The sequence below is a fragment of the Mesorhizobium sp. M6A.T.Cr.TU.016.01.1.1 genome, from assembly GCF_003952585.1.
In the GTDB taxonomy this organism is placed as follows: Bacteria; Pseudomonadota; Alphaproteobacteria; order Rhizobiales; family Rhizobiaceae; genus Mesorhizobium; species Mesorhizobium mediterraneum.
On the sequence record NZ_CP034452.1, the window covers coordinates 4,113,444 to 4,137,169 of the forward strand.

Below are 23,726 nucleotides of genomic sequence, written 5' to 3' on the forward strand. Positions count from 1 at the left end.
CCGCTCCCTAATGACGGTGACGCCCTTGAAGCCGGAAACAGGATGAAGCTATGTCATCCCCAAGCGGAAGGCAAGAAAAATCACTTCCGTCTATGTTGCACTGCAATATAGAGAAATAGATATGAAAAAACTCATACAGAAAGCTATTGATCGACTGTGAATGAGGCTGGATTTATATAAGTTACCCAATTTTGCGTATTTTTTGGACGGAATGTATTAAATTTTATTTATGAATATTCATTGGATCGTGTGAAATTAAGTATGCGCGTGTCGCTCGGGGTGCCGATAGTGGAGGAGACATGAAATGAAGGTCGGCACCGGGATTCGGAGGGGGTGATCGTGTCGTCGAGGAGGCCTTTTGCCAGCCGGCACGGCCCTGCTCCTTTGGTACTATACGGCCTGCATGAGAACTTGACTGGCGTGGTGGCACGAGGCCAACTGGTGCTGTGATCCGTCTCGATCCATCGGGCTCGATCTGTCACGTCCGGGCCAAACGGAGGGTTTCCCTATGCTCAGATATGTCGGCTTTTCGACCTTGCCGCTGTTGCTTACATCGGCCCTGGCCTTCGCCAATCCGGCCGGCGCCGCCGGCGATTACCCGACGGTGACGGTTGTCGACTATGTGCTCGGCTGCATGCAGACGAATGGCCAGACACGTCGGGCGCTGGAGAGCTGTTCCTGCTCGATCGACGTCATCGCCTCGATCCTTCCGTTCGAGGATTATGAAAGGGCCGAGACCTTCAAGAGCATGTCCCTGACGACAGGGGAGCGTTCGGGACTGTTTCGCGAAAGCGCGCCGGCAAAAGCCGCGAGCACGGAACTGAAGCGCGCGCAGGCGGAAGCCGACGTGCGCTGCTTTTAAACAAACGCGTTGCGCACGCGGCTTCAGAGCCCCGTAGCCTCCAGTGGCCATTGATTGCGAAATACCTTGCCATCCGTATCGATAGCTTCGACCTGGATTTGGCCATTGCCGTGCGCCGTGAAATCGAATCGGAAATTGGGATCTTCCGAAATCGATATTCCACCTTCCATCGAGAGAATCGGCCGGTCTGCCTGCGAGATCGATAGTTTCTGAACAAAATGCGCGGGGATGAAATACTGGGTCAGCGGGTTGCGCTGCAGGCCCGAATTGTTCGGGTGCCGGATCATCAACTGCAATTCCTGTGCCTTTGTCATCGTCTCTTGAGGCGGGAATTGGCGCAGCTTCATCTGCCCCATCGTCGCCAGCGCCTCGTCCTGGTTCTTGACCGCCGGGGCCGAGCATCCGCCCGATGCCTTGACGAAGGTCTGGGCCATGTGGAGCTCGCCACCCTGCGTTTCTGCTATGGCACGCAGATAGGAATAGTCGTTGACGCGCACACGCGTCGACAGATGCGTCACGCCGGCGTCCTTGCCGATCTGGAACGTCGCCGCCACCGGTGCCGGATTGACGTCGATGATCAAGGTGACGGATTTGATGCCGTCAGGCGCCTTGGCGGGGTCGATATAGATGTCGACGGGCACGATGGCGGCATCCTGCGCCCGCTTCGGCGCCTCGATCCTGACGACGCCGCTATCGACCAGAATTGCCCGATCGCCGAACACGTCGCCTTTCAGATCCTGCCAGATTCTGTCCGAAGATGCTGTTGTTTGCTGCGCGTTGGCGGCTCCGGAGGAACCAACGAGCGTGCCGACGGCCAAGATGATCGCGGCGAAGATGGCCGCGAGCGGCAAGGCGAGCTGCCGGCTCCGGTAAGCGTGGTTCTGCATTTCGATGCCTCCACCAATGTCAGAGAGGTGGTGCCCAGGCTGATATTGAGGATAAGCCCTTGACGATGTGTTGGCAAATCGATCGACCTCGTCCACGTCCAGCGCTTGTCGTGCGGTCTATTCCCATTCGAGTTCGGCAAAGGCGGCCGTTGCATTGCGCTCATTATACTCGTCGAACAGACGCCACTTGCCCCGTTCGCTTGCGCCGGCGGTCTTGACGGACTCGCTGAGCGGCATCCCGTCGGCGATCGCCCTGCGAATATCGCGCGCCAGAACCTCGAAATAGCGCCGCTCCGCCGTCAGCGCCTCCGGCCAGTCGGCCGGCACCGGGCCATGACCCGGCACGGCACGCGCGGCGCCGATCGCGGCGAGCGCATCCATCTGGCGAAGCCAGCCAAGCAGCGATCCGTCGAGCGTCGGCAAGGAACCGACGAAAACGAGATCGCCGGCAAACAGCGTGCGGGTCGCGCTGTCGAAGACGGTCAGGTCGTTGTCGGTGTGCGCCGCTTTCCATGCCTGCAATTCGAGCACGCGCCCGCCGAGGTCGAGCTGCAGGCGATCATCGACCAGCATCGTCGGCGGTATGATCTCGACCCCTTTCATGAGCGCGTCGCCGATCTGTTGGCGAAAGCTTTGCAGGTAGAACGCGCCGCGCGCCTCAAGCGCGCGCGGCAGATTGTGATGGCCGACGATGGTCGTGCCGATCTCCCGGAATGCCGCGTTGCCGAAGATGTGGTCGGGGTGCATGTGGGTGTTGATCAGGTAGCGAACCGGCTTGGGGCTTATTTTGCCGACCGCGGCGATGAAGGCGTTCGCCTCGACCATGCTGCCGCCGCTGTCGATGACGGCAACGGCATCGGTCCCGACGACGACGCCCAGGTTCGAGATCGCGCCTTGGTTGGCGGCGTTCATCAATTCATCCACGCCCTGGAAAGCGAAGACGCCGTCGGCGACGTTCCTGACCGTGAATTCAAGGCCGCCGGCAGCGGCGAGAGCAGCCCGCCCGAGGCAACAGGGCAGCATCGCGGCGCTAACCGCGGTGCAGGCGAAGCCGCTCACAAGCTTGCGTCGTACCCTATCGATCGGCATGACTTCCCCCGATACGCATTCGAGCTGTAAGGCGATCAGACCACGCCCGGAAATTTTTGGTGGAACGACCGCAAAAGGTCGCTCATCACCTGTGGATTGCGATAGTGCCGCGGCAGCCTTACGTCGAACATGCCGAGCACATGGGCTGGCCGCTGCGCGAGCACGATGATGCGATCCGACAGCATTAGGGCCTCGCGGAGATTGTGCGTGACCATCAGGGCGGTCGTAGGCCGCGCCGACCACACGGTCAAAAGTAGGTGCCGAAGCCGCTCGGCGGTCCGTTCGTCGAGCGAGGCAAAGGGTTCGTCCAGGAAAAGCACTGCCGGTTCGGTGGCGAAGGCCCTGGCCAGGGCTGCCCGGCGCGCAAGGCCGAGCGAAAGCTCCGCCGGATAGAGCGAGCGCATGCCGCCGAGACCGAGCGTGTCGAACAGCCCGTCGAGGTTCTTCGTTCTCAGGCTTTTCGGCAGTGCCAGCCTGACATTCTGCTCCACTGTCCGCCATGGCAGCAGAATCGGCTCCTGGAATACGGCGGCGATCCGGTTGGAGCCGCCTTCAGGCAGTTGGAAGGTGCCGGAAAAATCTTTGTCCAATCCAAGCAGGATGCGCAGCGTCGTGGTCTTGCCGCAGCCCGACGGCCCCAGCAAGCAGGCAAATTCGCCTTGCCGAACCTCGAAGGAAAGGTCCCTAAGCGCCGTGATCGAGACGCCTTGCGCGGACCTGAAGATCTTTTCGGCGATGTCGACCCTAAGCGGGACGACGCCGCCAACGGGTTGCATGTCGTTCAACGGGCTGCACCACAAGAAGTTCGATGACAAGCATCACCGCCACGAAAGCCAGCGTGTAGGCAAGAATGGCGGCGACGTCGAAAAGCTGGAAATAAAGATAGATCTGGAAGCCGACGCCGTTGGAGCGGCCGAGCAGCTCGACCACCAGGACGATCTTCCAGATGAGAGCGATGCCGGATCGTGAGGCGGCGGCAAGATAGGGCTGCAACTGCGGCAGCAGGACATGGCGGATGCGGTCGAGAAGACCGAAGCGGTAGACGACGGCCATTTCGGCATAGTTCGGATCAAGCGCCCTGGCGCCTTCGCGCATCGTCACCACGACATTCGGGATCTTGTTCACGGCAACCGCGCCAATCGCCGCCGCTTCGTTGAGGCCGAACCAGATATAGGCGAGCACGATGACCACCAGCGCGGGAATGTTGAGAAACAGGATCACCCAGGGACTGAAGAACCGGTCTGCGCTGCGGTAGCTGCCGAGGAGAACACCGATGACCGAGCCAACGACCATCGCGATGACATATGCCGCGGCAACCCGGCCGAGTGTCGCGCCGAGATGATAGAAAAGGTCGCCGTTTGCCGCCTCGGCGAGCAGCACCTGCCAGACCTGTCCCGGCCCTGGAAAGGCACGGCTCGGCCAGGCACTTGCCGCAAAACCCCACAGCAGGCAAAGCCCGAGCAGAGAGACCGCGACCGTCAGCACGGGTGTCAGCGCCGTTGCAAACCTGGATTGGCTGCCGGCTGCAGCGCCAGGCGTGCGATCGCCGGTGTCAGGTGCGGTCATTTCGGGGGTTCCTGCCAGAACGTGCCGGGCGCCATCTCCGGCGCGTGGCCGACCAGCTTTTCGCCGCCGATCTCGGCCAGCACGCGGTAGAGTTTGCCTGCGTCGGCCGCATCCTCGGCGACGGGGCGTCTGGGAATGCCTTCGCGATAGCGGTCACGCAGTTTGGCCAATTCCTCGCCTTGCGCGCGGATAATCGGCGCAAGGCGCAGCCACTCATCGTCGGATTTGGCCAGCAAGTCCTTGGACTGCGCGGAAGCCTTGATGAAGCCCCGGACGGTGGCCAGATTTTCGCTCGCCCATTTGTCATGAAAGACATAGCCGAGCGCTGACACGGCGCCCGAGGCCCCGAGCGCTTTCGCCGCATCATCCGCGCCGATCAGCCGACGAAAGCCGTTGGCCTCGAGCCGGGCGCAAAAATGCCAGAAATTGAGCACCGCATCGAGTTCGCCTTGCATCGCCTTTTCCGAAATCAGCGGCGGCGCGCCAAAGACGATGTCGCTGGTTGCCGGCAGGTCGAGGCCGTGATCGCGTCTGGCCAGTGCCTGGATCAGCAGCCAGCTTTTATCGAGAGGCCCGCCGGCGACGCCGATCTTTTTTCCCTTGAGATCGGTGATCGTCCGGATCGGCGATTGCTCCTTCACCATGATCGCGCCGACGGCAGTCGAATAGGGGACCAATGTGAGGTCGACGCCTTCCGAGCGCTGGCGCGAGACCCACAACCAGTCGGAGACGATCATGTCGATCGCGCCGGCCAGAATCGCGACGTTGGTTGCATCCTCGCCGGCGAAATCGACGATCTCCAGATCGATGCCGTTGGCTGCATCGAACTTGTGCTGCTTCATGGTGTCAAGCGCCCAGCTCACGGTGCCGAACTTCAGCACGCCGATGCGAACCTTGCCCATGGCGAAGGAGGGGGTCGTGGCGAAGGAGGGCCTTGAGACAAGCGCCGCGGCTGTTCCAAGAGCTGCCAGACGGAGCGTTCCTCGACGCGAAATCATCATGATGCCTCCTCCCGGGCCAGGATAAGCCGGGCGCCGATCAGATCGCACGGTCCTTGCTCGGCGAAGCGCATTTCCAGCGCTTGACCTTGAGGGTCGGGTGTTCCTGCGACCATTTCGCGATTTCGCTGGGCGCCAGCATCATACATTGGAACAGAGAGCCACGGCTCTCGAAATAGAGATGTTCGTCTCGGCAGTTGCCCGGATTGGCAATCAGGCAAACCGTTAGTATGAGGTCGACCATATCCATTCAGCACCTCTTGCGCGCTTGAAGACGCCCGCTTCGGCGAGATCCGGCTCGATCTGCGAGCCTGGACAAAATCGCCAACTGCCGGAGTCCCGAGGTGCCCATGGAAAACCGGAATGGTTTTAGGCTACGCGTTCGCCCAATGGCCGTCAATAAAGGCGAATGGACGGGGCGCCGAAGCCTGAAACAAAAAAACCCGCCTCGGCGGCGGGTCGTTGGCGCAAATCAGCACCATGAATAAATTCCTAGCATAGCTGCCGTCACAAAGCAATGAAAATACGAGGGCAATCGCTTCAGGTTGCACTCCTCTTGCCCAGTCTTCCAGCGTTGGTGGTTGGCGAAAGCCGAAGCGGCGTCCAATCTCCCACCTTGCGGGGGAGATAGGCAGCTTCGCTGACCGCGCCACGATCGGCAATTGGTCTGAAGCGATTGCCCTGAACTTCAGTATGGTTGACATCCCTCGTCTGCCGGGTAGCTTCCAAGATGCAGGCGTTGCAACTCCACAAGGGGAGAAGTTTTCGCTCTGCCATAAAACGACGCATGCCGATGATCAAAAACAACGGCCTGCGCAAATCGTCCAGGGCACCTTGACGATCAATGAGGAAATGCCATGCGTGCAATCGCATTTTTCGCCGTCGTGTCCGTTGCGACGTTTATCACGAACCAATCTCAGGCGCAGGATGCCGCCGCGGGTGAAAAGGTCTTCGCCAAATGCAAGGCCTGCCACGTCGTCGACGAGGACAAGAACAAGATCGGTCCGTCGTTGAGCGGCGTTATCGGCCGGACGGCCGGCACGCATCCGGGGTTTAAGTATTCCAAGCCCATGACCGAGGCGGGGGGATCCGGCGTCAAATGGGACGAAGCCACGCTGACGACCTATCTTCGCGATCCCAAGGCCATGATCAAAGGCACAAAGATGGCGTTTCCCGGCCTCAAGAAGGACGAGGATCTTGCCAACGTCATCGCCTATCTGAAGCAATTCTCCAAATAACCCGGTTTTTCCGTTAGGAAATAACCCGGTTTTTCCGCAGGAAATAACCCGGTTCTTCGCACGAAGTAACGCGACTTCGCCGGCCGTTCGAAACTGCGTTCGGCCGGCGCCCACCCTGGTGGTTGGCGCCGCTGGTCAAGCGGCGTCTTGCAGCCTCTGCATGGCGGACGGCAGGTCGAGCAGACCGTCGCAAACGAGGTCGGCGCCAAGCTCTTCAACGGCAATTTGGGTGTAGCCGCCACGCAGCAGAATGACGGGCATGCCGGCGGCGCGCGCGGCGGCCACGTCGGCGCTGCTGTCTCCGACCATCAGCGTGTCACGAGGCTCGACCTGAAGCTGGTCGAGCGCCAGCAGCAGAGCGTCGGGCGCCGGTTTCAAGGATGTCACCGCATCTCCGCCGACGATCGCGCCGAGATAGTCCGTCAGCCCAAAATGCAGCAGGATTTCGCGGGCCGCCAACTGCGGCTTGTTGGTCACCACGCCCATGGCTATTCCACTCAAGTGGAAGTGCGTGAGAACCTCCCTGACGCCAGGCATCAGCCTTGTCAGGCCGGTCAGATGTCTGCGGTAGATCGGCGCCATGGCGCGGTTGGCCTCATCGAGCGCGCTCCCGAGAAGCGGCGTGCCGGAAGCCGCGAAGGCTCGCTCGATCAGTCTCCTGACGCCGCCGCCGATCATGGCCTTGACCTGCTCCAGGCTCAGCGGCGGCAGATCGCGGCCGGCCAGCAATTCGTTGACTGCGGCCGTTATGTCAGGCGCCGAATCGACCAGCGTGCCGTCGAGATCGAACAGGATCGCCTTGGGCGATCGAAACGGCCTGCCTGCGCCGACGTTCATGCGGCGTCCTTCCACTTGATCGAGCAGCCGATCGAAGCGATCTGGTCGAGCGGTCCGTCTCCGGTTCGGGCAATTTGCTTCATCGCCTCGAACAGGTCGCGCCTCAGCCCGGGCGGTCCGGCGTCGCGCCGCGCCGCGTCCAGCCGGCCGCGATATTGCAGCGTCAACTCGCTGTTGAGCCCGAAGAAATCCGGAGTGCAAACGGCTCCATAGGCACGCGCCACCTCTTGGCGCTCGTCGTGGAGGTAGGGGAAGGTGAAGCCGTTCGTCCTGGCGAAAAGCTTCATGTTGTCGAAGGAATCATCGGGGTAGGCGTCGGCATCGTTGGCGTTGATCGCGACAAAGCCGATGCCTTGCGCCTTGAGGTCGTTGGCATCGCGGACGATGCGTGAAATCACCGCCTTCACATAAGGGCAGTGATTGCAGATGAAGGCCACCACCAGCCCGTTCGGGCCGGCATGGCTGAAGATCGAATGCGATTTGCCGTCGACGCCGGGCAAAACGGCATCGATGGCTTGCCAGCCGAAATCGCAGACAGGTGGAATTGCCGCCATATTTGCCCTCCGATGTGACGGTTTACGCAGCTTTCCGGATCGCCCCGTCGGCCGCCTGCCTGATGGCGTCGATATTGGCGCGATAGGCAGCCTCGGTGCCGCCCATGAAAATGGCCGAGCCCGCGACCAGCACATTGGCGCCGGCCGCGGTGACCAGCGGAGCAGTCTCGGGCGTGACGCCGCCGTCGATCTCGATGTCGATCGGACGATGGCCGATCAGCGCCTTGACCCGCCTGACCTTGTCGACGACCGCCGGAATGAACGCTTGGCCGCCGAAGCCTGGATTGACGGTCATCAGAAGCACCAGATCGAGCCGGTCGAGCACATATTCGATGACGCTTTCCGGTGTCGACGGGTTCAGCGACACGCCGGCCTTCTTGCCGAGATTCCTGATTGCCTGCAGCGAACGGTCGAGATGCGGCCCGGCCTCGGCATGCACCGTGATGATGTCGCAGCCGGCATCAGCGAAGGCGGCGAGATAGGCGTCGGCTGGCGCGATCATCAGATGGCAATCGAAGATCTTGTCCGTTCGATCACGGATCGCCTTGATCACCGGCGGACCGAAGGTGATGTTGGGCACGAAATGGCCATCCATCACGTCGAGATGGATCCAGTCGGCGCCCGCCCGGACGACCGTTTCGACCTCGTCGCCGAGCCGCGAGAAGTCCGCAGAAAGCACCGAGGGCGCGATGATTGTCTTGGTACCCATGGTCGTCGGCTCCCATTCTATCTTCCGTTTCCGGTCGCTGCACACCAACCGGCGTCACCTTGTCAGCGCGCCTTCGTCTCCGGTTCGCCTTCGAGCTTGCCTTCCGCGAACACGCGGCTGCCGCGAATATCGGATTCCTCAATGGTGATAAGGTCGGTTTTCGTCAACGCCCGGTCGCGCGACGCGAAAAGCCGGTTGGCCTGGCGAAGCCGCGCCCGGTCGAGCCCATTGCGGACCGAGCGAGCGTTGGAGAAATGCGGCAGCCGCATGCGGATCGGGAGATACTCTTCGAGCGCCTTGGCCGCCGCCTCGCTGAGACGGTAATTCTGTTCCGCCAGCATGATCTCGGCGATCGATTTGAGCTCGCCGACGCCGTAGTCGGGAAAATCGAGGTGGTGGGCGATGCGCGAGCGCATGCCGGGATTGCTGTCGAAGAAGCGGTCCATCTTGTTCTTGTAGCCGGCAAGAATCACAACCAGATCGTCACGGTTGTTCTCCATGCATTGCAGCAGGATTTCGATCGATTCCTGGCCGTAGTCGCGTTCGTTCTCGGGCTTGTAGAGATAGTAGGCCTCGTCGATGAAAAGCACCCCGCCCATGGCGCGCTTGATCACCTCGCGGGTCTTGGGCGCGGTGTGGCCCACATACTGGCCGACGAGATCGTCTCGCGTCACCGCGACCATGTGGCCTTCGCGGACATAACCGAGACGATGCAGGATTTCGGCCATCCTCAGCGCCACGGTGGTCTTTCCGGTGCCGGGATTTCCCGTAAAGTTCATGTGCAGCGTCGGCGCGCCCGAGGTCAGCCCGAACTTGCGGCGAAGCCGGTCGACCAGGAGCAGCGCCGCGATCTCGCGGATGCGGGTCTTGATGGGCTTCAGGCCAACGAGTTCGCGGTCGAGCTTGTCCATCACCTCATCGATGTTGGACGCCTCGAACTCGGCCTGCAGATCGACCGATTCGTCCTGCGCGGCAGCGCCCTTTGCTATCGCGTCCAGCATGGTTTCGCCTAGCTCCGCTCGCCTTCGGGCCTGTCGGTCGCGTAAGGCACGATCGAATAGCCCTGGCTGCGGCCGTCACGCTCCTGGCGCAGCAGCCGGAACCCGGGTTCGCTGGGCGGCCGGTTGACGATGAACGACATGCGCGGCGCTTCCCAGCCCTTGGTCGAATCGAAGGCGGTGACCCGGACATACATGTTGGCCATGGCTTTCCGGCAATTGTTGATTTCAAGCAGGATGCCCGCCGGGTCCTTCAGGTCGAACATCGGGTTGCCGTACATTTCCCAATAGGTGTTTCGCGGATGCGGATCGTCCGTGTACTCGACGCTGACCGCCCAGTGGTTTTTCAGCGCGTATTTGATCTGCGCCGAAATCTGCTCATCGGTCAGGTCGGGCAGGAACGAAAACTGTCCCTGCGTGACCTTGTTTCCCGGATTGGTCATCATGGCGACGGTTCCTTTCGTCTAGAAGCTGGGCGTTGCGGTTGGCACGAAGTCGGCCGTGTCGGTCGATTCGTAGTTGAAAGTGACGTCCTTCCAGGTCTCCAGGGCCGCCTTCAGCGGCGTGCACCATCTGGCCGCCTGTTCGAGGATTTTGGTCCCTTCGCGCAGATAGTCGCGGCCCTCGTTGCGGGCGAGGATCATCGCCTCCAACGCGACGCGATTGGCCGTCGCACCGGCCTGGATGCCGTCTGGATGGCCGATCGTGCCGCCGCCGAACTGCAGAATGACGTCCTCGCCGAGATAATGGATCAACTGGTGCATCTGGCCGGCATGGATGCCGCCCGAGGCGACGGGCATCACCTTGTTGAGCGAGGCCCAGTCCTGATCGAAGAACAGCCCGGTTTCGAGGTTCTGCGGCGTGCGCTCCTCGCGCAGCGTGTCATAAAAACCCTTGATCATCAGCGGGTCGCCTTCCAGCTTGCCGACCACCGTGCCGGCATGGATGTGATCGACGCCGGCCATCCGCATCCATTTGCAGATGACGCGAAAATTCATGCCGTGGTTCTTCTGGCGCGAATAGGTCGAGTTGCCGGCGCGGTGCAGGTGCAGGATCATGTCGTTGCGGCGTGCCCACTTGGCCATCGACTGGATCGCCGTGTAGCCAATGACGAGGTCGATCATGACGATGCAGGAGCCAAGCTGTTTTGCGAATTCGGCGCGCTCGTACATCTCCTCCATCGTGCCGGCGGTGACGTTGAGATAATGGCCCTTGACCTCGCCGGTGGCGGCCGACGCCTTGTTCACAGCCTCCATGCAGTAGAGGAAGCGGTCGCGCCAGTGCATGAAGGGCTGCGAGTTGATGTTCTCGTCGTCCTTGACGAAGTCGAGGCCACCCTTCAGCGCCTCGTAGACGACGCGGCCGTAGTTGCGGCCCGACAGGCCAAGCTTCGGCTTCGTCGTCGCGCCGAGCAGCGGCCGGCCGAACTTGTCGAGCCGCTCGCGTTCCACCACGATACCGGTCGCCGGGCCCTGGAAGGTTTTGAGGTAAGCCACCGGGACGCGCATGTCCTCGAGCCGCAAGGCCTTGACCGCCTTGAAGCCGAACACGTTGCCGATGATCGATGCAGTCAGGTTGGCGATTGAGCCCGGCTCGAACAGGTCGAGGTCGTAGGCGATGTAGGCGAAGTATTGCTGCTCGGTCTTGGTGCCGGGACCTGTGTTCGGCACCGGCTCGGATTTGAACGCCTTGGCGCGGTAGAGCTCGCAGGCGGTCAGCCTGTCGGTCCACACCACGGTCCATGTCGCGGTAGAGGATTCGCCGGCGATGGCGGCGGCCGCCTCCTCGTGGTCGACGCCGGGCTGCGGCGTGATCCGAAACATGGCGATCAGGTCGGTCTCCTTGGGCCGGTAGTCCGGCTCCCAATAGCCCATCTTCTTGTAGGGGATGACGCCCGACTTGTAGCGTTCGCTGCCTTCCTTGAGCGTGCCCGCTGACGGCATGTCGATCTTGTTCATGACAGGTCTCCTGTTTGCCGCTCAGGCGGCTTTCGCGGTTGCGATTTGCGGGTCGAGCTTTCCCGCGGCGTAACGTTTGGCCATCTCGTCCATGGCGATGACCCTGATCTTCGAGGCGTTGCCGGCGGTGCCGAAGCGCTCGAAGCGATCGCGGCAAAGGTCGCGCAGGGCATCCATGGCGGGTTTCAGGAATTTGCGCGGATCGAATTCGCGCGGGTCTTCCGTCGCGACGCGGCGGAACTGCCCGGCCATGGCCATGCGGCAATCGGTGTCGATGTTGACCTTGCGCACGCCGTAACGGATGCCGCGCTCGATCTCCTCGACCGGAACGCCAAACGTCTGGGGCATCTCGCCGCCATATCTGTTGATGACGTCTTGCAGTTCCTGCGGCACCGAGGAAGAGCCATGCATGACCAGATGCGTGTTGGGCAGCTTTTCGTGGATCGCCTCGATCACCTGCATGGCGAGGATGCCACCGTCGGGCTTGCGGCTGAATTTGTAGGCGCCGTGCGAGGTACCGCAGGCGATCGCCAGCGCGTCGACCTGGGTGGCGGTGACGAAGTCGACCGCCTGATCGGGATCGGTCAAAAGCTGGTCGTGGGAAAGCGCACCTTCGGCGCCGTGGCCGTCCTCGGCCTCGCCCTGGCCGGTTTCCAGCGAGCCGAGCACGCCGAGCTCGCCTTCGACGGAAGCGCCGACCCAATGCGCCATGCGTGCGACACGTTCGGTGATGGCGACGTTGTAATCGTAGCTCGCCGGCGTCTTGGCGTCCGCCATCAGCGAGCCGTCCATCATCACCGAGGTGAAGCCGTGGCGAATCGCCGAAAGGCAGGTGGCTTCGTTGTTGCCGTGATCCTGATGGATGCATAGCGGAATGGCCGGATGCATTTCGGTCAACGCCTCCATCATCTTGGCCAGCATGATGTCGTTGGCATAGGAGCGGGCGCCGCGTGAGGCCTGGATGATGACCGGCGCGTCGCAGGCCTTGGCCGCCTCCATGATGGCAAGGCCCTGTTCCATGTTGTTGATGTTGAATGCCGGTACGCCGTAGCCATGCTCGGCGGCATGGTCGAGAAGCTGGCGAAGGGTGATGCGGGCCATTGTCGGGTCCTCTTAGCTGCGGAAGTTGGGCTAGATGATGAGCTTCAGCGCCGCTGCGGCGATGGCTTCGGGCGTGATGTCGAAATGCCGGTAGAGATCCGGGGCAGGGGCGCTGGCGCCGAAACCGGCCATGCCGACGAAAGCGCCGGTGTCGCCGATCCAGCGGTCCCAGCCGAGTCGTGTTGCGGCTTCGACGGCAATGCGCGGCGCCGAGCCGAGGACGGCCTTGCGGTAGTCCGCATCCTGTTCCTCGAAGAGCTCCCAGCACGGCATCGAGACGACCGCGGCGGCGATGCCGTGCTCGGTCTCCAGCCGTTCGGCGGCGGCCACGGCGATCTCGACCTCCGAGCCGGTGGCGATCAGCGTCACGGCGCGGTGCTCGGCTGGCTCGTGCAGGACGTAGGCGCCCTGGCTCGACCGGTTCTCGTCGCTATGTGGCTCGTCGCTATGTGCCTGGCGCAGCATCGGCAGGTTCTGGCGCGAAAGCACCAGCACGCTCGGCCGGTTCTTGCTCTTCAGGGCCAGTTCCCAGCACTCCGCCGTTTCGATGATGTCGGCCGGACGAAAGACGTTGAGGTTCGGCGTGGCCCGCAGCATCGCCAGGTGCTCGACCGGCTGGTGGGTCGGGCCATCCTCGCCGAGACCGATGGAATCATGCGTCATCACATAGACGACGCGCTGGCCCATCAGCGCCGAGAGCCGCATCGCGCCGCGTGCATAGTCGGCAAAGCACAGGAACGTGCCGCCATAAGGCACGAAGCCGCCATGCAGCGCGATGCCGTTCATGGCCGCGGCCATGCCGTGCTCGCGGATACCGTAGTGGATGTAGCGGCCGGCATAGTCATCGGGCGCTATGCGATCCATCCCCTTGGTGATCGTCAGGTTCGAATGCGTCAGATCGGCGGAGCCGCCGACGGTCAGGTCGGTTGCGGCGTTGATGGCGCCGAGCGCCATTTCGGAGGCTTTTCGCGTGGCAACCTTGGTCGCCTTCTCGATATGCTCCTTGCGGAAAGCGCCGAGCGCTTCGAAGACCGCGTCGGGCAGGTGGCCGGCGACCGCACTCTCGAAGGCCTCGCGCCGGGACGAGGCGGCAAGCCGCTGCTCCCAGGCGTGCCGCGCCGCTTGCCCGCGCTCGGCAATCTCGCGCCAGGTGAAAAGGATGTCGTCCGGCACCTCGAACGGCGCGTAGGCCCAGCCGATGTTTTCGCGCGTCGCGGCGATCTCCGCATCGCCCAGCGGCGCGCCATGCGTCTTTTCCGAGCCGCCCAGATTGGGCGCGCCCTTGCCGATCACCGTGCGGCAGGCGATCAGGCACGGCCGATCCGACTGCTGTGCTGCTTCGATTGCCGCAGCGACAGCTTCCATATCGTGACCGTCCACCGATTGGACATGCCATCCAGCGGCCTTGAACCGGGCCGGCTGGTCCATCGATGTCGACAGCGACGTCGGTCCGTCGATCGAGATCGCATTGTCGTCCCAGAAGACGATCAGCCGAGAGAGCTTCAGGTGACCGGCAAGGTCGATCGCCTCGTGGCTGATGCCTTCCTGCAGGCAGCCGTCGCCGGCGATCACGTAGGTGAAATGGTCAACGAGGTCGGCGCCGTGGCGGGCAGCAAGCATGCGCTCCGCCAGCGCCATGCCGACGGCCGTCGAAATGCCTTGTCCGAGCGGGCCGGTCGTCGTCTCGATGCCAAGCGCATGGCCATATTCCGGATGTCCGGCGGTGCGGCTGCCCAGCTGGCGAAACCGCTGCAATTCCTCGATCGGCATGTCTTCGAAGCCGAGCAGGTAATGCAGCGCATATTGCAGCATCGAGCCGTGCCCGGCCGAAAGCACGAAGCGGTCGCGATCGGGCCAGTTGGGCGCCGACGGATCGATGTTGATGAAGCGGCTGAACAGCACCGTCGCGACATCGGCCATGCCCATCGGCATGCCCGGATGACCGGAATTGGCCTTTTGGACGCTGTCCATCGCCAGTGCGCGAATGGCGTTCGCCATGTCCCGCTCCGAGACGGCGGCGACGGGCTTCAATGCTGCTGCTTGGCTGTTCATGGCGTCCTCCTCACGACACACGGTTCTTGCGTTCGATCAATTGCAGGATCAGCGGCGTCAGGATCAGCTGCATGGCAAGGTCGAGCTTGTTGCCTGGCACCACGATGGAATTCGGCCGCGACATGAACGAGTCGTGGATCATCGAAAGCAGGTAGGGGAAATCGATGCCGCGGGGATTGGCGAAGCGGATGACCAGCATCGATTCGTCAGGCGTCGGAATCCAGCGCGCGATGAATGGATTGGACGTGTCGACGATCGGCACGCGCTGGAAGTTGATGGCGGTCTGCGAGAATTGCGGGACGATGTAGCGGACATAGTCCGGCATGCGGCGCAGGATCACGTCCATCACCGCCTCGGTGGAATAGCCGCGCGTTGCGCGGTCGCGGTGGATCTTCTGGATCCATTCGAGATTTATGACCGGCACCACACCGATCCTAAGGTCCGCGTGCTTGGCCAGATTGATCTTGTCGGTGACGACGCAGCCATGCAGGCCCTCGTAGAAGAGCAGGTCGCTCGGCGGGAATTCGCGCCATTCGGTAAAATGTCCCGGCGGCGTGCCGTATTGCTTTTCCTCGTCCTCGTCATGGATGTAGGTGCGGGTCTTTCCGGTTCCCCGGCGGCCATATTCCTCAAACACTTCTTCGAGGATTGCGAGTTCGTTGGCCTCGGCATTGAAGTGGGTGAAGTTCGGATTGCCCGCCTTCTCTTCCTCGGCCACCTTTGTTTTCATCGTGGCGCGGTCGTAGCGGTGAAAGGCGTCGCCTTCGATGAAGGCGGCCTCGATATTCTCGCGCCGGAAGATCAGATCGAAGATGCGCTTGACCGAGGTGGTACCTGCGCCCGACGACCCGGTGATGGTGATGATGGGGTGCTTTGCCGACATGGTGCTCAGGCCCTGAACAGGCCGCGGCGGCTGAACAGCGGCGCACGCTCGCCGATGGCGCTGGGCTCGGTGTGATAGCGGGTGATGCGCGCGACTTCCCGCGCCGATCCGAACACCACGGGCACGCGCTGATGCAGGCTCTCCGGTTCGATTTCGAGGATGCGGGTCATCGTATCGGTGGCGGCACCGGCCGCCTGTTCGATGAGATAGGCGATCGGGTTGGCCTCATAGACGAGGCGCAGCCGTCCCTGGCGGTAACCCTTGCGCTTGTCGCCTGGATACAGGAATACACCGCCGCGCATCAATATGCGGTAGCAGTCGGCGACCAGGGAGGCGATCCAGCGCATGTTGAACTCCTTCTCTCGTGGGCCTTCGATACCTTCGAGGCAATCGTCGATGTAGAGCCGCACCGCCTCGTCCCAATGCCGGTAATTGGCGGCGTTGATGGCGAACTCCTGGGTGCGCTGCGGGATGATCCGGCTCTCGTAGGCCTGGACGAAGGTGCCGAGCCTGGTCGAGAGAACGAAGACATGCGTGCCGCTGCCGAGCGACAGAACCAGCGCCAGCTGCGGCCCGTAGATGAAGAAACCGGCGCCCAGCTGGTTCACGCCTGCCTGCAAAAAAGAGGCGGCCGGATTTCCGTCCGGCGCGCCAGTTGCAGGGAGGAGCGAGAAAATCGTTCCAATCGACACGTTGGTGTCGATGTTGGAGGAGCCGTCGAGCGGGTCGATGGCGATGGCGAGAGGCGCTTTGCTGTCGAGCAGGACCGGCTGCTCCAGTTCCTCGGAGGCGTAGAGCGCGACCGGAGCGTGGCGCATGGCGTCGAGGAAGATGTCGTCGGCGAAGATGTCGAGATCCTTCTGGATGTCGCCGTCGGCATTGGCGCCGCGGGTGCCGGCAAAGGCGGTGCCGAGCACCCCTTGATTGATGGTGTTGCGGATCTGGGTGGCGGCCTGCGTCAGCTGGCGGATGGTTGCTACGACTGCCGAGCGCAACTCGTCCGGTGGGCCGAGATAGGAATTCAGAAAAGCGTCGAGCGTTGCCGCTGGCATCGTAACCTCCCGATCCAGCCGCATCTCCTCGGATCGGCCGGATTGGGAAATGAGAACAAACGGCACTGGATAAGTAAAATTCAATAACTTTACTTCCGCAGTAAAAAATATTTAGTATGGCATATGAGAAACCTCACGCTCAAGCAATTCAAGACCGTCCAGGCGATCATCAGCCACGGGAAAATCGTCAGTGCAGCCAAGGTGTTAGGCCTGTCTCCTCCAGCGGTGACAATCCAGTTGCGGCAAGTGGAGGAGGAGTTCCAGCTGGCCTTGTTCGACCGGACGTCGGACGGCATGCGTCCCACTGCCGCAGGCCTGGCCTTCGTCGAGACGGCGCAGGCGATCGAGGAACGACTTCGCCTGCTCGAAGACAAGATGGATGCGATCAAGGGCGTGCGTATCGGCAGCTTGAGGCTCGGCGTCGTTTCCACCGCCAAATATTTCGCACCGCGGCTCATGGCCGGCTTCATGAAGGAACATCCCGACATCGACATGCGGCTTGCCATCGGCAACCGCGCCGAAACGATCGACAGGCTGAAGAACCACGACATCGACATTGCGCTGATGGGACGCCCGGCGAAGGAAGTCCCGGTGCGTGCTTCGGTCTTCGGCGATCACCCGCTGGTCATCATTGCGCCGCCCGACCACCCGCTGGCCTCGGCGCGCGAGATATCCAAGGAGCGGATCGCCGAAGAGCACTTCCTCATTCGTGAGCCCGGCTCCGGCACGCGCATCTCGCTGGAAATATTCCTGAGCGACGTGCCCGGCCGCATCGACGATCTCGGCGTCGAGATGGGCTCGAACGAGACGATCAAGCAGGCGGTGATGGCCGGGCTCGGCATCGCCTTCATCTCAGCCCACACCATCGCCGCCGAAACCGAAGCCGGCCGGCTGGTCATCCTCGACGTTGTCGGCATGCCGATCCGCCGGCAATGGTTTTCGGTGATGCGCAGCGATCATGCGATCTCACCGGCCATGGCGACGTTCCACGATTTCCTGATGCGCAAGGGCGCGATGTTCCTGCCCCTGTTCGGCAAGCTCTATCCGCATGCCAGAGCGGGATGACCTTGGACGGGCGAGTTGAACGACCGACAGACCAAACGCCAGAGATCGCGAGATAGCTCCGAGAAGGGAGTGGAGAACGCCCGACGATCGTTGGCGTTAGATAAGCGATATGTTATGTTGCAGTGCGAAAGAACAGGGGCCACGTCCTTTCCAGCCGTAAGCGATCTGTATGTGCGACCCCTGCAGACTGGTCGGTATTTCGGAAACCTCCCGGGCATGGGGTTCGGGAATTCGATGGGGACAAGGGGTAATGCTTTACACGCTCGTTATGATGGTCTGCTTGACGGATGTGCCGCAGACCTGTGAACAACGCGAACAGATGGTAGACGGCCTGGCGATGAATCCCGGGACCGCCTTCATGCAGGCGCAGCCGCTGGTGGCCCAGTGGATCGAGACGCATCCCGGTTATTTCGTGCGGCGCTGGCGCGTGCTGCCCGGCCGGGAATCGTGAGATCCGCCGCGAAGATCGAATGAGATTCTACTTCTTCGCGGCGAGCGTTTCCGAAACGACCTTGGACAGTTGATATAGCCGCTGCTCGATTATCGTCGGCACATCACAGACGTAAGTCAGCGATTGGATGCGTTCGTTGAAAATTCGCGTTGCGAATTTCAGCTGTTCGGTTCGCCGTTCGATCTCGTCTGGATCTGCATCGGGCTTTTCCCGCAGCGCATCGACGTCGGACGCTTCCTTGCGCAAGGCGGCGGCCATTTCGAGCTGCTTGTGGGCGTAGCGGGAAATGCCTGAGATCACGTGCGAACGCTCAGTGTCCATATGATCGAACATGCCTTGCACCAGCATCGCCATTTTCGGCGCAAGCTGCTCGGCCGGCAAGGAGGCGGCGAAGTCCTTGATCTTCTTTTGGGCTTCGGCAATCGGCATCCTGCGGGCAGCCACCTCCTCGACCAGAGCGGAGACGGCAGGGTCCTTCGACAGGTCCTTCGCCGCGGGAGGAAGCTCCGGCCCGTTCCAGATCTGGCCGAGCGAGAGCTGCGGCACCTTGCGCTGTATGCAGGGCCAGTCCGGATCGTTGTTCGCCGCCGCCTTGGCGTTCATGCTCGGCGCGAGCATGGCAGCCACAGCCAGGCTGCGAACAAGGCTCATTCGTGCCATCAGGCATTTCCTCCCGTGTCCTGTTTCCGGCTTATCAGGCCGCGCGAAGGGTCGTAGGCGATGATGGCGGCGGCAAGGAACAGAACCGTGCAGCCGGCAACGACGCCCAGCGACAGCCAGTCAATCTGGCCGTAAAAGGCGAAGCGGATCAGTTCGACGGCATAGGTGAACGGATTGGCGAGGCAGATCTTGTAAAGCAGCGGGCTCGCCTCCTGGATGCGCCACAAGGGATAGAGCGCCGGAGAGGCGAAATAGCCGGGAAAGATAACGAAGTTCATGATGCCGGCGAAGTTTTCGAGCTGCTTGATCATCGAGGACAAAAGCATGCCGAGGGCGCAAAGCATCATGCCCGACAGGAACAGCGCCGGCAGCACCATGAGATAGCCGAGCGGCGGCGCCTTGACGCCCCAGAACCAGGCAACGATCAGGAACGCGTAGACCTGCGCGATCGATACCGAGACGCCGGCGAGCATCTTGGAGACCAGCAGGAACCAACGCGGGAAGGGGCTGACCAGCAAGGTGCGCATGTTGCCCATCTCGCGGTCATAGACCATCGACAGCGAAGACTGCATGCCCGAGAACAGCAGGATCATGCCGCACAGGCCCGGCGTGATGTAGACCTCGTAAAGCACGTAGGTCTTGTAGGGCGGGATGATCGATACACCGAGCACCTGGCGGAACCCGGCGGCAAAAATGAACAGCCAGATGAGCGGCCGAACCAGCGAGGATATGAAGCGCTCGCGCTGGTGCAGGAAGCGCAGGCATTCCCGCAGGACGACGCCTTTGAGGCAAATGAGATAGTGGCCGAGGCCGAATTTCTCGAACCTCGCCGGCATGATGCCGGCGACTTTTTCGGGCATTGCGGGAGCGCTCATGGCGATATCTCCGCGGTGCCGGCCGTTTCGATGCGGCTGAGCTTCGAAAAGGCGTCGCGGATCGACGTGGCGCCGCTCGTCCTGACGACATCGGCCACCTTGCCCTTGGCGACCAGCTCACCCTGCCGCAGCACGACGACATGGTCGCCGTCTTCAACCTCGTCGATCAGATGCGTCGCCCACAGCACGCCAATACCTTCGGTTTCGACGAGCTTGCGAATGGTGGCGAGAATGCCGGCGCGCGACTGGATGTCGAGACCGACGGTCGCCTCGTCGAGCAGCAGCAGGGCAGGGCGGTGGAGCAGCGCCCTGGCGATCTCTATGCGCCGCATCTGGCCACCGGAAAGGCTGCGTGCCTTGTCATGCTGACGGCCTGGCATGTCGACAATATCGAGCAGCGCGGCAATGCGCTGCCGCGCCTCGCGTCCTCCAATGCCATGCAGCGAGGCGTGGTAGGAGAGGTTCTGGTGGACGCTGAGATCGAGGTCGAGCGTGCGGGCCTGGAACACGATGCCGACACGCCGGAGCGCTTCGCCCGAAGCACGGCTGACGTCGTGGCCGAAGATGCGGATCGATCCGCGGCGCGTGTCGTAAAGATGGCTGATCAGCGAGAACAGAGTTGTCTTGCCGGCGCCGTTGAGGCCGAGAAGAACGGTGAAGGTCGCCGGCGCGATCGAGAATGAGACGTCGTTGAGCGCCCGCTTCGGACCATAGGAATGGCTGACGCCGGCGACATCGAGCGCCGCCACCTCATCTCCTGGTCCGCTTGTCCTCACATGCTGCACGCCGGCTCGCTCCCTGTCGTCGACGATAGTCTAGCACACCGGAAATCTGGCACACCGGAAGTCTGGCACACCGGAAGTCTGGCACACCGGAAGTCTGGCACACCGGGAGTCTGGCGCACCGACAGTCTGGCGCACCGGGCCCGATCGCACAGGTCCTGCTTTCCGGTGACCCTACTTGATCGTGATCGTGCCTTTCATGCCCCTGTCGGCAAGGTCGGGCACCGACCATGTGTAGATGCCGGGCCTCACGGTGGTGAACTGTACCTGGATGGTGCCGTCGGCGTCGAATTCGAGCCATGCGGGTGCGCCGTTCATGTGCACCTCGAGGTCGTTGATGACGATCTGGTTGTTCCACACATTGCGGAACAGGTCGGTATGGAATTTGTACTCCAGCCCGCCCGCCGCCGTGATCTTCCAACGATAGCCCTGGCCGGCGATCAGCTGGAAGTCCTTCTGGTTGGCGGTGAACTGGTCTTCCTTGGTGCCGAGGATAAGTTCCGGCACGTCCTTGCTGGCCCGGGTTGCCTTTTCGGCTCCGGGACTGGCATCCGTTTTGGTGGCCGCACTGGCGGCCGCGTCATCGTCATCGCCGTCGTTGTCCTGCGCCCAGACCTGGCCCTGCGTGAGTGCCATGCCCACCAGCGCGGCGAAAGCGACTACCCGAAATTTCCGCATGATTGCCTGCCCTTCTGCTGTTTTTCTGCCTGTTTGATTCAATCGGGTTGATTCGACTGGGTGGGTTGATTCGATTGGGTGGGCTCATTCAATTGGGAGAGACGACGACGCCCCACGGCAGCGCGCCGACGGTCACCGACTGCACCGGCTCGTCGGTCGCCACGTCGATGAAGGTGATGTCGTTCGACACGCCGTTGGTCGAGATGATGGTCTTCTGGTCCGGGGTGAAGGCGAGCTGCCAGACGCGTTGGCCAACCAGCACGTATTTCTCGACCTCATATGTCTCGGTATTGACCACCGCGACGCGGTTGGCCGGTCCGAGCGCCACATAGGCTTTCTTGCCGTCGGCGGTAATGCGCACACCAACCGGCTGGATGGATTCGGCCCTCAGGCCGGCAACCTCGAAGGTGATCTTCTGGACAACTTCGCGCGTTTGATTGTCGATCACCGAAACCGTGCCACCGATCTCGGCACTCACCCAGGCCTGTTTGCCGTCGGGCGTGAACTCGACGAAGCGCGGGCGCGCATCCACCAGCACGTTGTCGGTGATCTCGTGGGTCGACGTATCGATGAAATGCGCCATGTTCGTCGTTTCCGACGTGTTGATCATGGTCTTTCCGTCCGGGCTGACGCCCATGCCTTCCGGTTCGACGCCGACCGGGATCTCAGACAGCACCTTCTTGCCCTCTATGTCGATGACGGTGACGAGATTGTCGTCCTCATTGGCGACGTAGAGTGTCTTGCCGTCAGGCGAGAGCACGAAGAGCTCCGGGTCAGGCCCGGAAGGCAAGGTATCGACGATCTCCAGGGTTGCCGTGTCGATCACCTCGATGGAATCATCGTCGCTGGCGCAGAGATAGACGTGCTTGCCGTCATGCGAGATGGTGATGCCGCGCGGACGCTGCCCGACATTGACGGTCTTCACCACCTGCATCGTCGCGGTGTCGACGACGCTCATCGTGTTGTCTTTCTCGTTGGAAACATAGGCCATGTAGGCCGACGCTGGGCCGGTCATGAAGCCGGTCGCCAGAATGGCGAGCGCATAAGCTCCTCTGTGCACTGAAATTCCCTCCCAATTGGCTCTACTTAAGCACGCATTTTGTTTCCGGCTCATCGACCCCGAGCGTGTCGAGCTCCGACACCTGGTGCAAAAAACCTTCCTGCGGCGATGTCGAGACGACCGATCGGCCATCGCCGAGGAAGATCGGCTGCCGCAATTGCTGGTTCCACTTGCGGAAGGTCAGTTTCTGCCCTTTGAAGGCGGCGATCGAAAAATCGTCGGAGCGGATGAAGTCGGCCATCTTCCGCGGATCGGCGCCCTGGGTGCGGGTCGCCGCCTCGCCGAGGATGCGCACCGCGGTCCATGCCGCCATGTCCTTCGACACCATGCGGCGGCCGTTTGCCTTGGCGAAGCGGTTCTGGATCTGGGTGCCGCCCCATTGCTCGCTGGCCGGATGCCAGGCCGACGGGGTGAGGCCGGCGGTGCCGGCGACCGGCCGCGGAATCCAGGTGCGGAACGGCACGTAGGTGCCGAACACCTCGCTTTCGTCGGCGACCAGCAACACATCGTGCTCCGGCAGGTCCTGGGTGAAGACAGGCATCTGCCGCTGGATCTGGACGACGCCGGAATCGGTCCGCCGTGCCGTGCCGGTGTCCTTGAATTCCTTTTCGCCGACGATCTCGCCGCCGAAGCGCGTCGCCGCCCGACGTAGCGCCTCGGCAAAAAGCTGGTCGCGCTCGTGCGAGCCGTAGATCAGCACCCAGCGCCGCCATTGCTTCCAGATGAGATATTGCGCCAGCCCGTCGGCCAGCATGCTGCGCGTCGGGATGGTGTGGAAGATGTTGGCGCGGCATTCTTCCTCGCGAAGACTGTCGTCGGTGGCGCCGGCATTGAAGATCAACACGCCGTTGTCGCGGGCAAGATCGGCGATCGACAGCAATTGCCTGGCCGAGAGGTCCGCGACCACGTAGCGGTCGCCTTTGGCGATCATGTCCTGGAAGGCCGGAACGACGTCCGCGTCCGGCTTTACCTCGGTCACGTCGAGGCTGAATTTCTGGCCGAGGAAGCTGCCGGTCGTGTTGTTGTCGGCAATCGCCACATTGCCGCCGGCAACACCTTCATCGCGCGGCGGGACGTCGAGCACCGACAAGGCCAGCTGCGGCGCGTAAGCGCGCAAATAGCCTATCTTGATTTCGGTTAGCTTTTTTTCCGGCTTGGCCGTTGCGGTCGGTTGCTCGCCCGTCGCTTCCTGGGCCAGCGCGCCCGGAACGTTGACGGTCAGGGAAAAAAAGCACAAAAAGGCCGCGAGAGTGCCCGGCACCGCGCTCGTCATCGATAAAAATTACCCGTTCTTGCGCTAAAGTCCGATTGTTGTCGGACCGGCGCGAAGTCAAGGTGCCCGTGATGAGCTTAGCTGACCCGCAAAATTTA

At 62.1% G+C, this 23,726-nt stretch carries 27 protein-coding genes; 4 read left to right on the forward strand and 23 right to left on the reverse strand.

Annotated elements, in window-relative coordinates:
- The first annotated feature begins 508 nt into the window (after nucleotides 1–508).
- Nucleotides 509–862 (forward strand): hypothetical protein, encoded by a 354-nt coding sequence (locus EJ075_RS19785; protein WP_095489000.1) that lies wholly within the window; start codon nucleotides 509–511, stop codon nucleotides 860–862.
- Between the two features lie 23 nt (nucleotides 863–885).
- On the opposite strand, the gene EJ075_RS19790 is transcribed toward EJ075_RS19785, so the two are convergent.
- The 7 genes from EJ075_RS19790 to EJ075_RS19820 all read right to left on the reverse strand — a co-directional run bounded on the left by EJ075_RS19790 (nucleotide 886) and on the right by EJ075_RS19820 (nucleotide 6,106).
- On the reverse strand, nucleotides 886–1,749 hold the full coding sequence (locus EJ075_RS19790) for a quinoprotein dehydrogenase-associated SoxYZ-like carrier (protein WP_126105405.1): 864 nt from the start codon (nucleotides 1,747–1,749) through the stop codon (nucleotides 886–888).
- Between the two features lie 117 nt (nucleotides 1,750–1,866).
- Nucleotides 1,867–2,838 (reverse strand): quinoprotein relay system zinc metallohydrolase 2, encoded by a 972-nt coding sequence (locus EJ075_RS19795; RefSeq protein WP_126105406.1) that lies wholly within the window; start codon nucleotides 2,836–2,838, stop codon nucleotides 1,867–1,869.
- 35 nt (nucleotides 2,839–2,873) lie between these two features.
- A complete protein-coding gene (locus EJ075_RS19800) occupies nucleotides 2,874–3,614 on the reverse strand; it encodes an ATP-binding cassette domain-containing protein (protein ID WP_126107385.1) in 741 nt (246 codons plus the stop codon).
- Entirely contained in the window at nucleotides 3,583–4,404 is an 822-nt protein-coding gene (locus tag EJ075_RS19805) for an ABC transporter permease (RefSeq protein ID WP_126105407.1), read from the reverse strand. Before EJ075_RS19805 ends, EJ075_RS19800 begins: the two co-directional genes overlap by 32 nt.
- Nucleotides 4,401–5,405, reverse strand: a complete 1,005-nt coding sequence (locus tag EJ075_RS19810) for an ABC transporter substrate-binding protein (RefSeq protein WP_126105408.1) — start codon at nucleotides 5,403–5,405, stop codon at nucleotides 4,401–4,403. Before EJ075_RS19810 ends, EJ075_RS19805 begins: the two co-directional genes overlap by 4 nt.
- 37 nt (nucleotides 5,406–5,442) lie before the next feature.
- A complete protein-coding gene (locus tag EJ075_RS19815) occupies nucleotides 5,443–5,652 on the reverse strand; it encodes a hypothetical protein (protein ID WP_095489006.1) in 210 nt (69 codons plus the stop codon).
- A gap of 124 nt (nucleotides 5,653–5,776) precedes the next feature.
- Nucleotides 5,777–6,106, reverse strand: coding sequence for a hypothetical protein (locus tag EJ075_RS19820; RefSeq protein WP_126105409.1), 330 nt, complete (start codon nucleotides 6,104–6,106; stop codon nucleotides 5,777–5,779).
- Nucleotides 6,107–6,259: 153 nt separating this feature from the next.
- On the opposite strand from EJ075_RS19820, the gene EJ075_RS19825 reads away from it, so the two are divergent.
- Entirely contained in the window at nucleotides 6,260–6,640 is a 381-nt protein-coding gene (locus EJ075_RS19825) for a cytochrome c family protein (protein ID WP_095489007.1), read from the forward strand.
- 135 nt (nucleotides 6,641–6,775) lie between these two features.
- Here the strand turns inward: EJ075_RS19825 and gph are convergent, their stop codons facing one another.
- The 10 genes from gph to EJ075_RS19875 form a co-directional block, all read right to left on the reverse strand.
- Nucleotides 6,776–7,477 carry a phosphoglycolate phosphatase gene (gene gph, locus EJ075_RS19830; RefSeq protein WP_126105410.1) on the reverse strand — a complete coding sequence of 234 codons (702 nt, stop codon included), beginning with the start codon at nucleotides 7,475–7,477 and terminating at the stop codon, nucleotides 6,776–6,778.
- Nucleotides 7,474–8,031, reverse strand: a complete 558-nt coding sequence (locus EJ075_RS19835) for a thioredoxin family protein (protein ID WP_126105411.1) — start codon at nucleotides 8,029–8,031, stop codon at nucleotides 7,474–7,476. The genes gph and EJ075_RS19835 overlap by 4 nt, the downstream gene beginning before the upstream one ends.
- A gap of 22 nt (nucleotides 8,032–8,053) precedes the next feature.
- Entirely contained in the window at nucleotides 8,054–8,740 is a 687-nt protein-coding gene (rpe, locus tag EJ075_RS19840; protein ID WP_126105412.1) for a ribulose-phosphate 3-epimerase, read from the reverse strand.
- A gap of 62 nt (nucleotides 8,741–8,802) precedes the next feature.
- The gene (gene cbbX / locus EJ075_RS19845) at nucleotides 8,803–9,741 is read right to left on the reverse strand and encodes a CbbX protein (protein WP_126105413.1); all 939 of its coding nucleotides are present in this window, start codon (nucleotides 9,739–9,741) and stop codon (nucleotides 8,803–8,805) included.
- A gap of 8 nt (nucleotides 9,742–9,749) precedes the next feature.
- Nucleotides 9,750–10,184 carry a ribulose bisphosphate carboxylase small subunit gene (locus EJ075_RS19850; RefSeq protein ID WP_095489012.1) on the reverse strand — a complete coding sequence of 145 codons (435 nt, stop codon included), beginning with the start codon at nucleotides 10,182–10,184 and terminating at the stop codon, nucleotides 9,750–9,752.
- An 18-nt stretch (nucleotides 10,185–10,202) separates the two neighbouring features.
- Complete coding sequence (locus tag EJ075_RS19855; RefSeq protein WP_164547299.1) at nucleotides 10,203–11,681, reverse strand: ribulose-bisphosphate carboxylase large subunit; 1,479 nt, start codon at nucleotides 11,679–11,681, stop codon at nucleotides 10,203–10,205.
- A 36-nt stretch (nucleotides 11,682–11,717) separates the two neighbouring features.
- Nucleotides 11,718–12,797, reverse strand: a complete 1,080-nt coding sequence (fba, locus tag EJ075_RS19860) for a class II fructose-bisphosphate aldolase (RefSeq protein WP_126105415.1) — start codon at nucleotides 12,795–12,797, stop codon at nucleotides 11,718–11,720.
- Nucleotides 12,798–12,827: 30 nt separating this feature from the next.
- Nucleotides 12,828–14,849, reverse strand: a complete 2,022-nt coding sequence (gene tkt / locus EJ075_RS19865) for a transketolase (protein ID WP_126105416.1) — start codon at nucleotides 14,847–14,849, stop codon at nucleotides 12,828–12,830.
- Nucleotides 14,850–14,859: 10 nt separating this feature from the next.
- Nucleotides 14,860–15,732, reverse strand: a complete 873-nt coding sequence (locus EJ075_RS19870) for a phosphoribulokinase (RefSeq protein ID WP_126105417.1) — start codon at nucleotides 15,730–15,732, stop codon at nucleotides 14,860–14,862.
- A gap of 5 nt (nucleotides 15,733–15,737) precedes the next feature.
- The gene (locus EJ075_RS19875) at nucleotides 15,738–16,784 is read right to left on the reverse strand and encodes a class 1 fructose-bisphosphatase (protein WP_126105418.1); all 1,047 of its coding nucleotides are present in this window, start codon (nucleotides 16,782–16,784) and stop codon (nucleotides 15,738–15,740) included.
- A gap of 123 nt (nucleotides 16,785–16,907) precedes the next feature.
- On the opposite strand from EJ075_RS19875, the gene EJ075_RS19880 reads away from it, so the two are divergent.
- On the forward strand, nucleotides 16,908–17,849 hold the full coding sequence (locus EJ075_RS19880; RefSeq protein WP_126105419.1) for a LysR family transcriptional regulator: 942 nt from the start codon (nucleotides 16,908–16,910) through the stop codon (nucleotides 17,847–17,849).
- Nucleotides 17,850–18,099: 250 nt separating this feature from the next.
- Nucleotides 18,100–18,300: a hypothetical protein gene (locus tag EJ075_RS19885; RefSeq protein ID WP_126105420.1), complete on the forward strand. Its 201-nt coding sequence runs from the start codon at nucleotides 18,100–18,102 to the stop codon at nucleotides 18,298–18,300.
- Nucleotides 18,301–18,327: 27 nt separating this feature from the next.
- Here the strand turns inward: EJ075_RS19885 and EJ075_RS19890 are convergent, their stop codons facing one another.
- From EJ075_RS19890 to EJ075_RS19915, 6 genes are all read right to left on the reverse strand, one after another.
- Complete coding sequence (locus EJ075_RS19890; protein WP_126105421.1) at nucleotides 18,328–18,960, reverse strand: hypothetical protein; 633 nt, start codon at nucleotides 18,958–18,960, stop codon at nucleotides 18,328–18,330.
- Entirely contained in the window at nucleotides 18,960–19,796 is an 837-nt protein-coding gene (locus tag EJ075_RS19895; RefSeq protein WP_164547300.1) for an ABC transporter permease, read from the reverse strand. Before EJ075_RS19895 ends, EJ075_RS19890 begins: the two co-directional genes overlap by 1 nt.
- 35 nt (nucleotides 19,797–19,831) lie before the next feature.
- A complete protein-coding gene (locus EJ075_RS19900) occupies nucleotides 19,832–20,584 on the reverse strand; it encodes an ATP-binding cassette domain-containing protein (RefSeq protein WP_245457956.1) in 753 nt (250 codons plus the stop codon).
- A gap of 207 nt (nucleotides 20,585–20,791) precedes the next feature.
- The gene (locus tag EJ075_RS19905) at nucleotides 20,792–21,295 is read right to left on the reverse strand and encodes a hypothetical protein (protein ID WP_126105424.1); all 504 of its coding nucleotides are present in this window, start codon (nucleotides 21,293–21,295) and stop codon (nucleotides 20,792–20,794) included.
- Between the two features lie 88 nt (nucleotides 21,296–21,383).
- Nucleotides 21,384–22,310 (reverse strand): YVTN family beta-propeller repeat protein, encoded by a 927-nt coding sequence (locus EJ075_RS19910; protein ID WP_245458213.1) that lies wholly within the window; start codon nucleotides 22,308–22,310, stop codon nucleotides 21,384–21,386.
- Nucleotides 22,311–22,377: 67 nt separating this feature from the next.
- The gene (locus tag EJ075_RS19915) at nucleotides 22,378–23,628 is read right to left on the reverse strand and encodes an ABC transporter substrate-binding protein (protein ID WP_126105426.1); all 1,251 of its coding nucleotides are present in this window, start codon (nucleotides 23,626–23,628) and stop codon (nucleotides 22,378–22,380) included.
- Between the last annotated feature and the right edge of the window lie 98 nt (nucleotides 23,629–23,726).

Excerpts from the sequence above, each read along its gene's own strand:
- EJ075_RS19910 (WP_245458213.1), bottom strand. The coding sequence starts at position 22,310 with ATGACCGGCCCAGCGTCGGCCTACATGGCCTATGTTTCCAACGAGAAA.
- EJ075_RS19895 (WP_164547300.1), bottom strand. The coding sequence starts at position 19,796 with ATGCCGGCGAGGTTCGAGAAATTCGGCCTCGGCCACTATCTCATTTGC.
- fba (WP_126105415.1), bottom strand. The coding sequence starts at position 12,797 with ATGGCCCGCATCACCCTTCGCCAGCTTCTCGACCATGCCGCCGAGCAT.
- cbbX (WP_126105413.1), bottom strand. The coding sequence starts at position 9,741 with ATGCTGGACGCGATAGCAAAGGGCGCTGCCGCGCAGGACGAATCGGTC.
- EJ075_RS19820 (WP_126105409.1), bottom strand. The coding sequence starts at position 6,106 with ATGTCAACCATACTGAAGTTCAGGGCAATCGCTTCAGACCAATTGCCG.
- EJ075_RS19805 (WP_126105407.1), bottom strand. The coding sequence starts at position 4,404 with ATGACCGCACCTGACACCGGCGATCGCACGCCTGGCGCTGCAGCCGGC.
- EJ075_RS19835 (WP_126105411.1), bottom strand. The coding sequence starts at position 8,031 with ATGGCGGCAATTCCACCTGTCTGCGATTTCGGCTGGCAAGCCATCGAT.
- tkt (WP_126105416.1), bottom strand. The coding sequence starts at position 14,849 with ATGAACAGCCAAGCAGCAGCATTGAAGCCCGTCGCCGCCGTCTCGGAG.
- EJ075_RS19795 (WP_126105406.1), bottom strand. The coding sequence starts at position 2,838 with ATGCCGATCGATAGGGTACGACGCAAGCTTGTGAGCGGCTTCGCCTGC.
- EJ075_RS19890 (WP_126105421.1), bottom strand. The coding sequence starts at position 18,960 with ATGGCACGAATGAGCCTTGTTCGCAGCCTGGCTGTGGCTGCCATGCTC.
- rpe (WP_126105412.1), bottom strand. The coding sequence starts at position 8,740 with ATGGGTACCAAGACAATCATCGCGCCCTCGGTGCTTTCTGCGGACTTC.
- EJ075_RS19915 (WP_126105426.1), bottom strand. The coding sequence starts at position 23,628 with ATGACGAGCGCGGTGCCGGGCACTCTCGCGGCCTTTTTGTGCTTTTTT.
- EJ075_RS19875 (WP_126105418.1), bottom strand. The coding sequence starts at position 16,784 with ATGCCAGCGGCAACGCTCGACGCTTTTCTGAATTCCTATCTCGGCCCA.
- EJ075_RS19800 (WP_126107385.1), bottom strand. The coding sequence starts at position 3,614 with ATGCAACCCGTTGGCGGCGTCGTCCCGCTTAGGGTCGACATCGCCGAA.
- EJ075_RS19905 (WP_126105424.1), bottom strand. The coding sequence starts at position 21,295 with ATGCGGAAATTTCGGGTAGTCGCTTTCGCCGCGCTGGTGGGCATGGCA.
- EJ075_RS19880 (WP_126105419.1), top strand. The coding sequence starts at position 16,908 with ATGAGAAACCTCACGCTCAAGCAATTCAAGACCGTCCAGGCGATCATC.
- EJ075_RS19850 (WP_095489012.1), bottom strand. The coding sequence starts at position 10,184 with ATGATGACCAATCCGGGAAACAAGGTCACGCAGGGACAGTTTTCGTTC.
- EJ075_RS19785 (WP_095489000.1), top strand. The coding sequence starts at position 509 with ATGCTCAGATATGTCGGCTTTTCGACCTTGCCGCTGTTGCTTACATCG.
- EJ075_RS19790 (WP_126105405.1), bottom strand. The coding sequence starts at position 1,749 with ATGCAGAACCACGCTTACCGGAGCCGGCAGCTCGCCTTGCCGCTCGCG.
- EJ075_RS19855 (WP_164547299.1), bottom strand. The coding sequence starts at position 11,681 with ATGCCGTCAGCGGGCACGCTCAAGGAAGGCAGCGAACGCTACAAGTCG.
- EJ075_RS19885 (WP_126105420.1), top strand. The coding sequence starts at position 18,100 with ATGCTTTACACGCTCGTTATGATGGTCTGCTTGACGGATGTGCCGCAG.
- gph (WP_126105410.1), bottom strand. The coding sequence starts at position 7,477 with ATGAACGTCGGCGCAGGCAGGCCGTTTCGATCGCCCAAGGCGATCCTG.
- EJ075_RS19810 (WP_126105408.1), bottom strand. The coding sequence starts at position 5,405 with ATGATGATTTCGCGTCGAGGAACGCTCCGTCTGGCAGCTCTTGGAACA.
- EJ075_RS19870 (WP_126105417.1), bottom strand. The coding sequence starts at position 15,732 with ATGTCGGCAAAGCACCCCATCATCACCATCACCGGGTCGTCGGGCGCA.
- EJ075_RS19825 (WP_095489007.1), top strand. The coding sequence starts at position 6,260 with ATGCGTGCAATCGCATTTTTCGCCGTCGTGTCCGTTGCGACGTTTATC.
- EJ075_RS19815 (WP_095489006.1), bottom strand. The coding sequence starts at position 5,652 with ATGGATATGGTCGACCTCATACTAACGGTTTGCCTGATTGCCAATCCG.